Below are 12273 nucleotides of genomic sequence, written 5' to 3'. Positions count from 1 at the left end.
GGTTATGGACCAAAAACGACTTACCCACCTGCGGCAACTTGAAGCGGAAAGCATCCATATTATCCGCGAGGTGGCTGCCGAATTTTCGAACCCGGTGATGATGTACTCGATCGGGAAAGATTCCAGCGTCATGCTGCATCTGGCGCGTAAAGCGTTTTATCCGGGCACTTTGCCGTTCCCGCTGCTGCACGTGGATACCGGCTGGAAGTTCCGCGAAATGTACGAGTTCCGCGACCGTACCGCCAAAGCCTACGGCTGCGAGCTGCTGGTGCACAAAAACCCGGAAGGGGTGGCGATGGGCATCAACCCGTTCGTGCACGGCAGCGCGAAACACACGGATATCATGAAAACCGAAGGGCTGAAACAGGCCCTGAACAAATACGGTTTTGATGCGGCCTTCGGTGGCGCGCGCCGTGACGAAGAGAAATCCCGCGCCAAAGAGCGTATCTATTCTTTCCGCGACCGCTTCCACCGCTGGGACCCGAAAAACCAGCGTCCGGAGCTGTGGCACAACTACAACGGCCAGATTAATAAAGGCGAAAGCATCCGCGTCTTCCCGCTCTCCAACTGGACCGAGCTGGATATCTGGCAGTATATCTATCTGGAAAATATCGAAATCGTTCCGCTGTATCTGGCGGCAGAGCGTCCGGTGCTGGAACGCGACGGAATGCTGATGATGATCGACGACGATCGTATCGATTTGCAGCCGGGCGAAGTGATCAAAAAACAGATGGTCCGCTTCCGTACGCTGGGCTGCTGGCCGTTGACGGGTGCTGTGGAATCAAACGCGCAGACGCTGCCGGAGATCATCGAAGAGATGCTGGTCTCCACCACCAGTGAGCGACAGGGGCGCATGATTGACCGCGACCAGGCAGGCTCAATGGAGCTGAAGAAACGTCAGGGTTATTTCTAAGGAGCCGCCATGAACACCACTATTGCACAACAAATTGCTGATGAAGGCGGCGTGGAAGCTTACCTGCACGCCCAGCAGCACAAAAGCCTGCTGCGCTTTCTGACCTGCGGCAGCGTCGATGACGGAAAAAGTACCCTGATTGGCCGACTGCTGCATGACACGCGTCAGATTTACGAAGACCAGCTCTCCTCCCTGCACAATGACAGCAAACGTCACGGCACCCAGGGCGAAAAACTCGATCTGGCGCTGCTGGTGGATGGCCTGCAGGCTGAACGCGAGCAGGGGATTACCATCGACGTGGCGTACCGCTATTTCTCTACCGAGAAGCGCAAATTTATCATCGCCGACACCCCAGGGCATGAGCAGTACACCCGTAACATGGCCACGGGCGCCTCGACCTGTGAGCTGGCGATCCTGCTGATGGATGCGCGCAAAGGCGTGCTCGATCAGACCCGTCGCCACAGCTTTATCTCCACGCTGCTCGGCATCAAACACCTGGTGGTGGCAGTCAACAAAATGGATCTGGTGAATTTCAGCGAAGAGAAATTCGAGGAGATCCGCCAGAGCTATCTGACTTTCGCCGCGCAGCTGCCGGGCAATCTGGATATTCGCTTTGTGCCGCTCTCCGCACTGGAGGGCGATAACGTGGCCTCCCAGAGCGTGAACATGCCGTGGTACAGCGGCCCGACGCTGCTGGAAGTGCTGGAAACCGTCGAAATTCAACGCCCCGTGGAAAGCCAGCCGATGCGCTTCCCGGTGCAATATGTCAACCGTCCAAACCTCGATTTCCGTGGCTTCTCCGGGACGATTGCCTCCGGCGTGGTGAAAGTTGGCCAGCGCGTGAAAGCGCTGCCGTCCGGTGTGGAATCGACCATTGCCCGTATCGTCACCTTCGACGGTGATTTGCCGGAAGCGGGCGCGGGCGAAGCGGTGACTCTGGTACTGAAGGACGAGATTGATATTAGCCGCGGTGATTTGCTGCTGGATGCGCAGGAGAGCGTGCCGGCCGTGCAAAGCGCGTCCCTGGACGTGGTGTGGATGGCGGAGCAACCGCTGACGGCGGGCCAAAGCTACGACATCAAAATCGCGGGCAAGAAAACCCGTGCGCGCGTCGATAGCATTCACTATCAGGTGGATATCAACAATCTGGCGCAGCACCAGGTTTCAGAATTGCCGCTGAACGGCATTGGACTGGTGGATCTCACTTTTGATGAGCCGCTGGTGCTCGACAAATATCAGCAAAACCCGGTAACGGGCGGCCTGATCTTTATCGACAGGCTGACTAACGTCACCGTGGGTGCCGGCATGGTGCGCGAGCCGCACGAGCAGGCAACCGCAGCGCCTTCTGAATTCAGCGCCTTTGAGCTGGAGCTGAACGCGCTGGTTCGCAAACACTTCCCGCACTGGGGCGCTCGCGATTTGCTGGGAGGAAAATAATGGCGCAGCACGATGAGAACGTCGTCTGGCATCCTCATCCGGTAACGGTTGCCGCGCGCGAACAACTCCACGGTCATCGTGGGGTTGTGCTGTGGTTTACCGGGCTGTCTGGCTCCGGTAAATCCACCGTGGCCGGGGCGCTGGAAGAGGCGCTGCATCAGCAGGGCGTCAGTACCTATCTGCTCGATGGCGACAATGTGCGCCACGGCCTGTGCAGCGATTTGGGATTTAGCGATGACGATCGTAAAGAGAACATTCGCCGCGTAGGGGAAGTGGCGAGCCTGATGGCTGATGCAGGGCTGGTCGTATTAACCGCCTTTATCTCGCCACATCGCGCCGAGCGACAGATGGTGCGCGAGCGCGTGGGTCACGAGCGGTTTATCGAAGTGTTTGTCGATACGCCGCTTGCGGTGTGCGAAGCGCGCGATCCGAAAGGGCTTTACAAAAAGGCCCGTGCGGGTGAGCTGCGTAATTTCACCGGCATTGACTCGGTTTACGAAGCCCCTGAATCACCAGAGATTCACCTGGAAGGTCAACAATTGGTAACAAATTTAGTAGGCCAATTATTAGACCTGCTCAGACAGGGCGATATTATCAGATCCTGAGACGGTATCGAACGGATAGCTCGCTGCCCGTAAGATGTGTCATGGTCACAGGATCTGCTATGCGTAACAGTGAGAATTACATTATCACCACGTCGGACACCGTATCGACTGATGACGACACGACCTGGTCACTTCCTGGGGCCGTGGTCGGCTTCGTCTCGTGGTTGCTGGCGCTCGGCATCCCGTTTCTGATCTATGGCCGCAATACGCTGTTTTTCTTCCTCTACACCTGGCCTTTCTTTCTCGCGCTGATGCCCGTCGCGGTTGTGGTTGGCATTGCGCTGCACTCGCTGCTGAATGGCCGCCTGTTCTACAGCACCATTATCACCATTGCCACCGTGGTCATCATTTTCGGCCTGCTGTTTTTATGGCTGATGGGCTAACTTGCGACATAATTAAAACCCCAGAGTAGAGTCGAACGGAAAGTTATGGGATGATGATGCCGTTTTTCAGGGGGCTGGATGGGTAAATTAACACTGCTGTTGCTGGCTTTGCTGGTCTGGCTACAGTATTCGCTGTGGTTCGGTAAGAACGGTCTTCACGACTACAGTCGCGTCAATGATGACGTCACGGCACAGCAGGCAACAAACGCAAAACTCAAAGCGCGAAACGATCAACTCTTTGCTGAAATTGACGACCTCAATGGCGGGCAAGAAGCGATTGAGGAACGCGCACGCAACGAACTCAGTATGACTAAGCCGGGCGAAACTTTTTATCGTCTGGTGCCGGATGCGTCTAAACGCAGTCAGGGCTCAGCACAAAACAATCGATAATCAGGCCCAGGATTACGACATGGCAGTGACTTTTTCGGATGTATGCGCTGTGGTACCGGCAGCAGGTTTCGGTCGGCGCATGCAAACAGAGTGTCCTAAGCAGTACCTTTCCATTGGCGATAAAACGATCCTTGAACACTCCGTCGCGGCGCTGCTGGCGCATCCACGGGTGACGCGCGTCGTGATCGCCATCAGTCCGGGCGATGCCCGTTTTGCCGATCTACCGCTGGCAAATCACCCACAGATTACCGTCGTTGATGGTGGCGCAGAGCGCGCCGACTCCGTTCTTGCAGGCCTTCGCGCGGCGGGTAATGCCGAGTGGGTGCTGGTGCACGACGCTGCACGCCCCTGCCTGCATCAGGACGATCTGGCCCGTCTGCTTAAGCTCAGCGAAACCAGCGCCACGGGTGGCATTCTGGCCTCGCCCGTGCGCGACACCATGAAGCGCGCAGAGCCGGGGGTTCAAGCTATCGCCCATACCGTTGAGCGCGTCGATTTATGGCACGCGCTGACCCCCCAGTTTTTCCCCCGCGAACTGCTCAAAAGCTGTTTAACCCGCGCGCTCAATGAAAGCGCCACCATCACCGATGAAGCGTCGGCGCTGGAGTATTGCGGTTTTCACCCTGAGCTGATTGAGGGGCGCGCTGATAATATAAAAGTGACGCGCCCGGAAGACTTACAGCTCGCGGAATTTTATCTTACCCGTACGATCCCTCAGGAGAAGGCATAATGCGAATTGGACACGGTTTTGACGTACACGCCTTTGGCGGCGTTGGCCCGATTATCATTGGCGGCGTACGCATTCCCTTCGAGAAGGGCTTACTCGCGCACTCTGATGGCGATGTTGCGCTGCATGCCTTAACCGATGCTCTGCTCGGCGCGGCGGCGCTGGGCGATATCGGTAAACTGTTCCCGGACACCGATCCGGCGTTTAAAGGCGCGGACAGCCGCGAGCTGCTGCGTGAAGCCTGGCGCCGGATTCAGGCGAAGGGCTATACCCTCGGCAATGTCGATGTGACGATCATCGCTCAGGCGCCAAAAATGCTGCCACACATTCCGCAGATGCGCGTTTTTATCGCTGAAGATCTCGGCTGCCATATGGATGACGTTAACGTCAAAGCGACCACCACCGAGAAGCTCGGCTTTACCGGTCGCGGCGAAGGTATCGCCTGTGAGGCTGTGGCGCTGCTGGTGAAGGCGGCCAAATGATCGACTTTGCTAACCTGACGTATTTGCACGGCAAACCACAGGGAAATGGCCTGCTGAAAGCCAGCCCAGAAGATTTCGTGGTCGTGGAAGATCTCGGCTTTGAGCCGGACGGCGAAGGCGAGCATATTCTGGTGCGTATTCTGAAAAACGGCTGCAACACCCGTTTTGTGGCCGATGCGCTGGCAAAATTCCTCAAGATTCATGCCCGTGAAGTGAGCTTTGCGGGGCAAAAAGACAAACATGCGGTCACGGAACAGTGGCTGTGCGCGCGCGTGCCGGGCAATGCGATGCCTGATTTAAGCAAATTTGAGCTTGAAGGCTGTAAAGTGCTGGAGTACGCCCGCCACAAGCGCAAGTTGCGCCTGGGGGCGCTTCAGGGCAATACGTTTACCCTGGTGCTGCGTGAAGTCACAGACCGTGATGACGTCGAAAAACGTCTGACGGCCATCAACGAGCAGGGCGTGCCGAACTATTTCGGTACCCAGCGTTTCGGGATTGGCGGCAGCAATTTGCAGGGCGCGCTGCGCTGGGCGCAGAGCAATGCCTCGGTTCGCGACAGGAATAAACGCAGTTTTTGGTTGTCGGCAGCCCGCAGTGCGTTGTTTAATCAGATTGTGAGCGAACGACTGAAAAAAACGGACGCGAATCAAGTTGTTGTCGGCGATGCGCTACAATTAGCGGGACGCGGCAGTTGGTTTGTCGCCACAAGCGATGAAATGGCCGATCTGCAGGCACGCGTCGACAATAAAACGCTGCTGATTACCGCCGCGCTGCCCGGCTCGGGAGAGTGGGGAACGAAGGGCGACGCGCTGGTCGCGGAGCAGGCGGCGGTTGCAGAGGCGACAGAATTACAATCATTGCTGGTGCGGGAGAAAGTTGAAGCGGCACGCCGCGCGATGCTGCTCTATCCGCAGCAGCTAAGCTGGAACTGGTGGGATGACGTAACCGTAGAGTTACGTTTCTGGCTGCCGGCAGGGAGCTTTGCCACCAGTGTTGTCAGGGAACTAATCAATACGTCGGGTGACTATGCGAATATTGCTGAGTAACGATGATGGGATCCATGCGCCTGGAATTCAGACGCTGGCTAAACACCTTCGCGAGTTTGCCGAGGTGCAGGTTGTTGCTCCCGATCGTAACCGCAGCGGTGCCTCCAACTCATTAACGCTGGAGTCGTCCCTTCGCACTTTCACCTATGAAAACGGCGATATCGCGGTGCAGATGGGGACGCCAACGGACTGCGTTTTCCTCGGCGTGAACGCACTGATGCGCCCGCGCCCGGACGTGGTGGTTTCAGGCATCAACGCTGGCCCAAACTTGGGCGATGACGTGATCTACTCCGGAACGGTTGCGGCAGCGATGGAGGGGCGTCATCTTGGGTTCCCTGCGCTGGCGGTCTCGCTCAATGGTTATACCCATTACGATACGGCCGCTGCCGTCACCTGTTCGATCCTGCGCGCCCTCAGCCGTGAGCCGCTGCGCACCGGTCGCATTCTGAATATCAACGTGCCGGATCTGCCTCTCGCCGAGATCAAAGGTATTCGCGTGACGCGCTGTGGCAGTCGCCATCCAGCCGATCAGGTGATTCCTCAGCAAGATCCGCGCGGAAATACGCTTTACTGGATTGGTCCTCCTGGCGAGCAGTGCGACGCCGGGCCAGATACGGACTTTGCGGCGGTGGATGCAGGCTATGTGTCCGTTACGCCGCTGCACGTAGATTTAACCGCCTATAACGCGCAAGATGTGGTCTCAGGCTGGCTGGAACGTGCCGGGGTGAACACACAATGGTAAGTAAACGTGTACAAGCTCTTCTGACTCAATTACGCACTCAGGGCATCACCGACGAGCGTGTGCTTGAGGCAATCTCACAGGTTCCGCGTGAGAAATTTGTGGATGAGGCGTTTGAACACAAAGCGTGGGAAAACGTCGCTTTGCCGATTGGGCAAGGGCAGACGATTTCACAGCCGTATATGGTTGCGCGTATGACGGAGCTGCTGGAGCTGACGCCGGAATCCCGGGTGCTGGAAATCGGCACCGGTTCAGGGTATCAGACGGCGATTCTGGCTCATCTCGTCCATCACGTCTGCTCCGTCGAGCGAATTAAAGGCTTGCAGTGGCACGCCCGTCGTCGCCTTAAACAGCTCGATTTACATAACGTTTCAACTCGTCACGGCGATGGCTGGCAGGGCTGGCAGGCCCGTGCGCCATTTGATGCCATTATCGTGACGGCAGCACCGCTTGAGATCCCGGCCGCGCTTCTGGCGCAGCTGGACGATGGCGGTATTCTCGTTTTGCCGGTGGGCGATGAACAACAGCTTCTGAAGCGTGTTTGTCGACGGGGCGGCGAGTTCATTATCGATACCGTCGAAGCCGTGCGTTTTGTGCCTCTTGTTAAGGGAGAGCTTGCCTGATACTCGGAATTTTCCAGGGTTATTCGGAAAAATTCAGCGTATGGTGTGGCGCAAAAGGTTCGAGCCATCACGGTTAATTTTAAGTCACTGGTAGTTAACACATTCCTGGGGGATAAATGAGCGCGGGAAGCCCGAAATTCACCATCAGCCGTGTCGCGGCATTGTCATTGGTTTCGCTTTGGCTGGCAGGTTGCACGAGTTCTAATAACCCCCCTGCGCCAGTGAGCTCAGTTGGCGGGAGCAGCAATTCGGGGAATACTTCCGGTGGAATGCTGATTACGCCTCCGCCTAAAATGGGCACTGCGGCACCGCAGCAAACTCCGCAGATACAGCCTGTTCAAACGCCGATCACGCAGCCAACTCAGATTCAGCCAGTGCAACAACCTGTGCAGACCGAGAATGGCCGCATAGTCTATAACCGCAAGTATGGGAACATTCCGAAAGGAAGTTATACGGGCGGCAGCACCTACACCGTAAAACGTGGCGACACGCTGTTCTATATCGCGTGGATCACTGGGAACGATTTCCGTGACCTCGCCCAGCGAAACAACGTACAAGCCCCGTATGGCCTGGAAGTCGGCCAGACGCTGCAGGTCGGTAATGCGACCGGTACACCGCTGACCCCAGGCAACTCTGTTTCAGCCGCGGATGTCACTGCGCAAAACAATAGTGTGAAACCTGCGCAAAATACCAGCGCGGTGGTTGCTTCACAACCAACAATTACGTATTCTGAAGACTCAGGTGAACAGAGTGCTAACAAAATGTTGCCGAATAATAAGCCGTCTGCGACTGTCGTCACAGCACCGGTTACGGCACCTGTGGTTAGCTCTTCCGTACCGACTGCCAGCAGTCAAACCGCCAGTGCGCCAATTTCAACCTGGCGCTGGCCGACTGATGGCAAGGTTATCGAGAACTTCTCTTCCTCCGAGGGGGGAAACAAAGGGATCGATATCGCAGGAAGTAAGGGACAGGCAATCATCGCGACCGCAGATGGACGCGTTGTATATGCCGGTAACGCTCTGCGCGGTTACGGTAATCTTATTATCATCAAACATAACGATGATTACCTGAGTGCCTACGCCCATAACGATACAATGCTGGTCCGGGAACAACAAGAAATCAAGGCGGGGCAAAAAATCGCTACCATGGGTAGCACCGGCACCAGTTCTACACGCTTGCATTTTGAAATTCGTTACAAGGGGAAATCCGTAAACCCGCTGCAATATTTACCGCAGCGATAATTTGACGGGACATACCACTTCAGGGTGTCTCGTTCAGGGATCACGGGTAGGAGCCACCTTATGAGTCAGAATACGCTGAAAGTTCATGATTTAAATGAAGATGCGGAATTTGATGAGAACGGAGCCGAGTCTTTTGATGAGAAAGCCTTGGTTGAAGAGGAACCCAGTGATAACGATTTAGCTGAAGAAGAGCTGTTATCGCAGGGCGCCACACAGCGTGTGCTTGACGCGACTCAGCTTTACCTTGGGGAGATTGGTTATTCCCCACTGTTAACGGCCGAAGAAGAAGTCTATTTCGCGCGTCGCGCATTGCGTGGAGATGTAGCCTCACGCCGCCGCATGATCGAAAGTAACCTGCGTCTGGTGGTGAAAATTGCTCGTCGTTACAGCAATCGTGGTCTGGCACTGCTGGATCTGATTGAAGAGGGCAACCTGGGCCTGATCCGCGCCGTTGAGAAGTTTGACCCAGAACGTGGGTTCCGTTTCTCTACGTACGCGACCTGGTGGATTCGTCAGACTATCGAACGGGCGATTATGAACCAAACCCGTACGATCCGCCTGCCGATTCACATCGTCAAAGAGTTGAACGTCTATCTGCGTACTGCACGTGAGTTGTCCCATAAACTGGATCACGAGCCAAGTGCGGAAGAGATTGCCGAGCAGCTCGATAAACCGGTTGATGACGTAAGCCGTATGCTGCGTCTTAACGAGCGTATTACCTCCGTCGACACCCCGCTGGGTGGCGATTCCGAAAAAGCGCTGCTGGACATCCTGGCCGATGAAAAAGACAACGGCCCGGAAGACACCACGCAAGACGATGATATGAAACAGAGCATCGTCAAATGGCTGTTCGAACTGAACGCCAAACAGCGTGAAGTGCTGGCACGTCGTTTCGGTCTGCTGGGGTATGAAGCTGCGACACTGGAAGATGTTGGCCGTGAGATTGGCCTGACTCGTGAACGTGTTCGTCAGATTCAGGTAGAAGGTTTGCGTCGCCTGCGTGAAATCCTGCAGGGACAAGGGCTGAATATCGAAGCGCTGTTCCGCGAATAAGCACCTTTTCATCAAAAAAGGCCCGTCGAGAGACGGGCCTTTTTCTTTTCTAACGTTCGACTGTTTCGTGAAGATGGCGCCAGAGCACGCTATCCCCTTGTTGACGTAATACCACGGTTGACCATCTCGGGGTCGTTGGCGTTGAAGGCTGATGTTGCACTTCGCGATAACGTAGCACTGCGCCATTCGGCCACGCCTCCAGCACGTCCACATTGTCGACTAAAATGGAAAGCCCCGGACGGCTGCCGCGCTGTGCCAGAAAGAACGCGCTCAGGGCAGGATAATCCAGACATGCCCCGGTCGGGGTCACCATGGTAAATCCTTCGCAGAAATGCGCCATTAGCGCGTCGTGATCGCCTTCGCCTTTGCCGAGCCAGTTTTCGATGGCAATGTGCGCATTGATGATTTCATCTTTAAACAGATTCATGATGGTTCCTTATGAAGGTGGATAAGTACCTGCTGGTTGTTCAGGCGGATCGCGCTAAACAGCGGTACAAGCGTGATGAGGCCTGCAAGAATGAATGTCCCGTGCCATGCCTGAAGAGGGGTGAAAATCTGTTGCAGAGTGCTCAACATCACGGCCAGCAGCGTAGCCCCCAGAAGGAAACTCAGCTGGCGATTGATATTCCACAGCGCGCTGGCATCCGGCATTTCGTCAAAGGCCACGTTAAGAAAAGCGGTGCTTTGAGCGGTGCTGCTGCACAGACTGCCCCCAGCCCCCATCAGTACGAAGAGGGCGATGATGATGTATTCAGGGGTTGTCGCCGAGACCACTGATAAACCCGCGATTCCCGCCGCCTGCAGCAGACAGCCGGTGATTATCAACGGGCGTGGGCCAAGACGGTTGAAATATTTGCCGGTAGCGGAAATGGCGATAAACGAGGCGAGCGACCAGGGGAGCATCAGCGCACCCGTTGCCGCCGGGGTCATCTTTACCACACTCTGCAGATAAAACAGGCCGACCACGTTCACGCCAATGAAAATCCCCGGTACGCATAAATAGATCAGCATTGCGAAGCGCAGCAGCGGGTCGGACAGTAGCGGCAAATGCAGTAAACGAGCAGGCCCTGATGGCGTGGTGTCGTTTTTGAGCCACAGACAGGCCAGCAGCAGCGTGACGACCGCAAGTGGCAGCGGTGCAAAAAAGATCCATCGCCAGCTAAAGAACTGAATAAGCACTCCACCCAGCGCCGGCGCACTCGCGGGAGCGAGCAGAGCGACCAGCATCACCGCTGTCGATAATCCGGCCCGCTCGTGGGGTTTAAACTGTTGCCACGCCAGGGCCTGCCCAACCGGGATCAGCAGACCACCGCCCGCTCCCTGAAGCACCCGCCAGAAGATAAGATGGCTCAGTGACTCCGCCAGCCCGGCGGCGGACGCCGCAGCAAAAAACAAGGTCAGAGAGAGAATGAAAAGGCGCTTTGCGCCAATCCTGCGGGTGATAAGGGCGCTAAAAGGGATGACCAGCGTCATGCCAGCAATGTAGCCATTACTGACCCATGCCAGCGCAGGGGCGGATGAGTTTAGATCCACCGCCATCGCCGGGAAGGCGACGCTGGCGATAAACATATTGATGAGGTCGAGAAAAAAGCCCAGCAGAAACACAATGGCGACTTTATGGCGATACGTCATGATTTACCCTCTGTTAAGGAGCGGTAATGTATCTGTCAGAAAGCGTGGGATAAACGGCATCGCTGGCGATATACTGTCAAAATAATTTTGACAGTAATGGCATTCAGCAATGCTCAATCTTCAACGAATGACGATTTTCGTGGCGGTGGTGGATACCGGCAGTTTTACCGCGGCGGCCACTACGCTTGGGCAAACCAAAGCCGTTGTCAGTTTTAATATTCGCCAGCTGGAGAATGAGTTGGGCGTAACGTTACTTCTGCGCTCTACGCGTAGAATCACCCTCACGGAAGCGGGCGCGCTCTTTTATCAGCGTGGCGTCGAGCTGTTAAAAGCGGCGGAGAATTTGCAGGATGAAGTCAGGGCCAGCCACGTTGGGCTGAGCGGTGAGCTTCGAATCACCTCCACGCCGGAGTACGGTGCGCAGGTGATTATCCCGGTTCTGGCGGAGTTCAGTCGGCTTCATCCGGATTTACGGATACGCCACGTTGCGTCGTCGCATCATGCCGATTTGATTGCAGAGCGTTTTGACGTCGCCATTCGACTGGGGACGCTGGCCGACTCTCGCTATCACGCCGCGCAGATTTCGCGTTTCACGATTTTGCCCGTGGCCGCCCCTGAATGGCTCTCTACACACCCGGTTGATTCGCTGGACGCCCTGGCGCAGGCCGAGTGGTTGATTCATGACCGCCTTCCTGCGCCATTACGCTGGCAGGTGACGGATGCCTTTGGAAAAAAAGTGCTGTTAGAGATCACGCGTCCTGCGCGATTGTTTGCCGACAGCGCCCAGGCGCTGATGGCGTTTGCGCTCGCGGGAGCGGGCGTGGCATTGCTGCCAGAATGGCTGGTAAAAAATGCACTGGAAAAGGGGCGGCTGATACACGTCTTACCCGACTACACCTTTGCGCAGCAGGGCATTTATGCGGTCTATCCCGATGCGCAGCATGTCTCGGCTAAGGTGCGCGTGTTTATCGACTATCTGCGCACCCGAGCCGGTTAATGCTG

The 12273-nt window shown here is 56.1% G+C and carries 15 protein-coding genes; 13 read left to right on the top strand and 2 right to left on the bottom strand.

The window, feature by feature from the left end:
* Positions 1–4 precede the first annotated feature (4 nt).
* The 12 genes from cysD (at position 5) to rpoS (ending at position 9639) form a co-directional block, all read left to right on the top strand.
* Positions 5–913, top strand: a complete 909-nt coding sequence (gene cysD, locus ETG88_RS07215; RefSeq protein ID WP_095283121.1) for a sulfate adenylyltransferase subunit CysD — start codon at positions 5–7, stop codon at positions 911–913.
* Positions 914–922: 9 nt separating this feature from the next.
* Positions 923–2350, top strand: coding sequence for a sulfate adenylyltransferase subunit CysN (cysN, locus tag ETG88_RS07210; protein WP_100779132.1), 1428 nt, complete (start codon positions 923–925; stop codon positions 2348–2350).
* On the top strand, positions 2350–2955 hold the full coding sequence (cysC, locus tag ETG88_RS07205) for an adenylyl-sulfate kinase (protein WP_100779133.1): 606 nt from the start codon (positions 2350–2352) through the stop codon (positions 2953–2955). The genes cysN and cysC overlap by 1 nt, the downstream gene beginning before the upstream one ends.
* 59 nt (positions 2956–3014) lie before the next feature.
* Entirely contained in the window at positions 3015–3338 is a 324-nt protein-coding gene (locus ETG88_RS07200) for a DUF3561 family protein (protein WP_100779134.1), read from the top strand.
* 78 nt (positions 3339–3416) lie between these two features.
* Positions 3417–3728, top strand: coding sequence for a cell division protein FtsB (gene ftsB / locus ETG88_RS07195; protein WP_100779135.1), 312 nt, complete (start codon positions 3417–3419; stop codon positions 3726–3728).
* A 19-nt stretch (positions 3729–3747) separates the two neighbouring features.
* Positions 3748–4458 (top strand): 2-C-methyl-D-erythritol 4-phosphate cytidylyltransferase, encoded by a 711-nt coding sequence (ispD, locus tag ETG88_RS07190; protein ID WP_129035054.1) that lies wholly within the window; start codon positions 3748–3750, stop codon positions 4456–4458.
* A complete protein-coding gene (ispF, locus tag ETG88_RS07185; protein WP_017457714.1) occupies positions 4458–4937 on the top strand; it encodes a 2-C-methyl-D-erythritol 2,4-cyclodiphosphate synthase in 480 nt (159 codons plus the stop codon). Before ispD ends, ispF begins: the two co-directional genes overlap by 1 nt.
* Entirely contained in the window at positions 4934–5983 is a 1050-nt protein-coding gene (gene truD, locus ETG88_RS07180) for a tRNA pseudouridine(13) synthase TruD (protein WP_129035053.1), read from the top strand. The genes ispF and truD overlap by 4 nt, the downstream gene beginning before the upstream one ends.
* Positions 5964–6725 (top strand): 5'/3'-nucleotidase SurE, encoded by a 762-nt coding sequence (gene surE, locus ETG88_RS07175; RefSeq protein ID WP_100779138.1) that lies wholly within the window; start codon positions 5964–5966, stop codon positions 6723–6725. The genes truD and surE overlap by 20 nt, the downstream gene beginning before the upstream one ends.
* Positions 6719–7345 (top strand): protein-L-isoaspartate(D-aspartate) O-methyltransferase, encoded by a 627-nt coding sequence (locus ETG88_RS07170; RefSeq protein WP_100779139.1) that lies wholly within the window; start codon positions 6719–6721, stop codon positions 7343–7345. Before surE ends, ETG88_RS07170 begins: the two co-directional genes overlap by 7 nt.
* A 116-nt stretch (positions 7346–7461) precedes the next feature.
* On the top strand, positions 7462–8586 hold the full coding sequence (gene nlpD / locus ETG88_RS07165; RefSeq protein WP_100779140.1) for a murein hydrolase activator NlpD: 1125 nt from the start codon (positions 7462–7464) through the stop codon (positions 8584–8586).
* Positions 8587–8646: 60 nt separating this feature from the next.
* Positions 8647–9639 (top strand): RNA polymerase sigma factor RpoS, encoded by a 993-nt coding sequence (rpoS, locus tag ETG88_RS07160; protein WP_095283101.1) that lies wholly within the window; start codon positions 8647–8649, stop codon positions 9637–9639.
* Positions 9640–9688: 49 nt separating this feature from the next.
* On the opposite strand, the gene ETG88_RS07155 is transcribed toward rpoS, so the two are convergent.
* Together ETG88_RS07155 and ETG88_RS07150 are read right to left on the bottom strand one after the other, a co-directional pair.
* Positions 9689–10066, bottom strand: a complete 378-nt coding sequence (locus tag ETG88_RS07155) for a DUF4440 domain-containing protein (RefSeq protein ID WP_129035052.1) — start codon at positions 10064–10066, stop codon at positions 9689–9691.
* On the bottom strand, positions 10063–11271 hold the full coding sequence (locus ETG88_RS07150; protein ID WP_129035051.1) for an MFS transporter: 1209 nt from the start codon (positions 11269–11271) through the stop codon (positions 10063–10065). The genes ETG88_RS07155 and ETG88_RS07150 overlap by 4 nt, the downstream gene beginning before the upstream one ends.
* 109 nt (positions 11272–11380) lie before the next feature.
* Between ETG88_RS07150 and ETG88_RS07145 the strand changes: the two genes are divergently transcribed.
* Positions 11381–12268, top strand: a complete 888-nt coding sequence (locus ETG88_RS07145) for a LysR family transcriptional regulator (RefSeq protein ID WP_129035050.1) — start codon at positions 11381–11383, stop codon at positions 12266–12268.
* The last annotated feature ends 5 nt before the right edge of the window (positions 12269–12273 follow it).

It is taken from the genome of Lelliottia nimipressuralis (assembly GCF_004115925.1).
GTDB classification, from domain to species: Bacteria; Pseudomonadota; Gammaproteobacteria; order Enterobacterales; family Enterobacteriaceae; genus Enterobacter; species Enterobacter nimipressuralis.
This window is presented reverse-complemented; position numbering and strand designations above follow the sequence as displayed.

What these genes read in the sequence shown, in the direction of transcription:
- cysD (WP_095283121.1), top strand. Translation starts at nt 5, where the DNA reads ATGGACCAAAAACGACTTACCCACCTGCGGCAACTTGAAGCGGAAAGC.
- cysN (WP_100779132.1), top strand. Translation starts at nt 923, where the DNA reads ATGAACACCACTATTGCACAACAAATTGCTGATGAAGGCGGCGTGGAA.
- cysC (WP_100779133.1), top strand. Translation starts at nt 2,350, where the DNA reads ATGGCGCAGCACGATGAGAACGTCGTCTGGCATCCTCATCCGGTAACG.
- ETG88_RS07200 (WP_100779134.1), top strand. Translation starts at nt 3,015, where the DNA reads ATGCGTAACAGTGAGAATTACATTATCACCACGTCGGACACCGTATCG.
- ftsB (WP_100779135.1), top strand. Translation starts at nt 3,417, where the DNA reads ATGGGTAAATTAACACTGCTGTTGCTGGCTTTGCTGGTCTGGCTACAG.
- ispD (WP_129035054.1), top strand. Translation starts at nt 3,748, where the DNA reads ATGGCAGTGACTTTTTCGGATGTATGCGCTGTGGTACCGGCAGCAGGT.
- ispF (WP_017457714.1), top strand. Translation starts at nt 4,458, where the DNA reads ATGCGAATTGGACACGGTTTTGACGTACACGCCTTTGGCGGCGTTGGC.
- truD (WP_129035053.1), top strand. Translation starts at nt 4,934, where the DNA reads ATGATCGACTTTGCTAACCTGACGTATTTGCACGGCAAACCACAGGGA.
- surE (WP_100779138.1), top strand. Translation starts at nt 5,964, where the DNA reads ATGCGAATATTGCTGAGTAACGATGATGGGATCCATGCGCCTGGAATT.
- ETG88_RS07170 (WP_100779139.1), top strand. Translation starts at nt 6,719, where the DNA reads ATGGTAAGTAAACGTGTACAAGCTCTTCTGACTCAATTACGCACTCAG.
- nlpD (WP_100779140.1), top strand. Translation starts at nt 7,462, where the DNA reads ATGAGCGCGGGAAGCCCGAAATTCACCATCAGCCGTGTCGCGGCATTG.
- rpoS (WP_095283101.1), top strand. Translation starts at nt 8,647, where the DNA reads ATGAGTCAGAATACGCTGAAAGTTCATGATTTAAATGAAGATGCGGAA.
- ETG88_RS07155 (WP_129035052.1), bottom strand. Translation starts at nt 10,066, where the DNA reads ATGAATCTGTTTAAAGATGAAATCATCAATGCGCACATTGCCATCGAA.
- ETG88_RS07150 (WP_129035051.1), bottom strand. Translation starts at nt 11,271, where the DNA reads ATGACGTATCGCCATAAAGTCGCCATTGTGTTTCTGCTGGGCTTTTTT.
- ETG88_RS07145 (WP_129035050.1), top strand. Translation starts at nt 11,381, where the DNA reads ATGCTCAATCTTCAACGAATGACGATTTTCGTGGCGGTGGTGGATACC.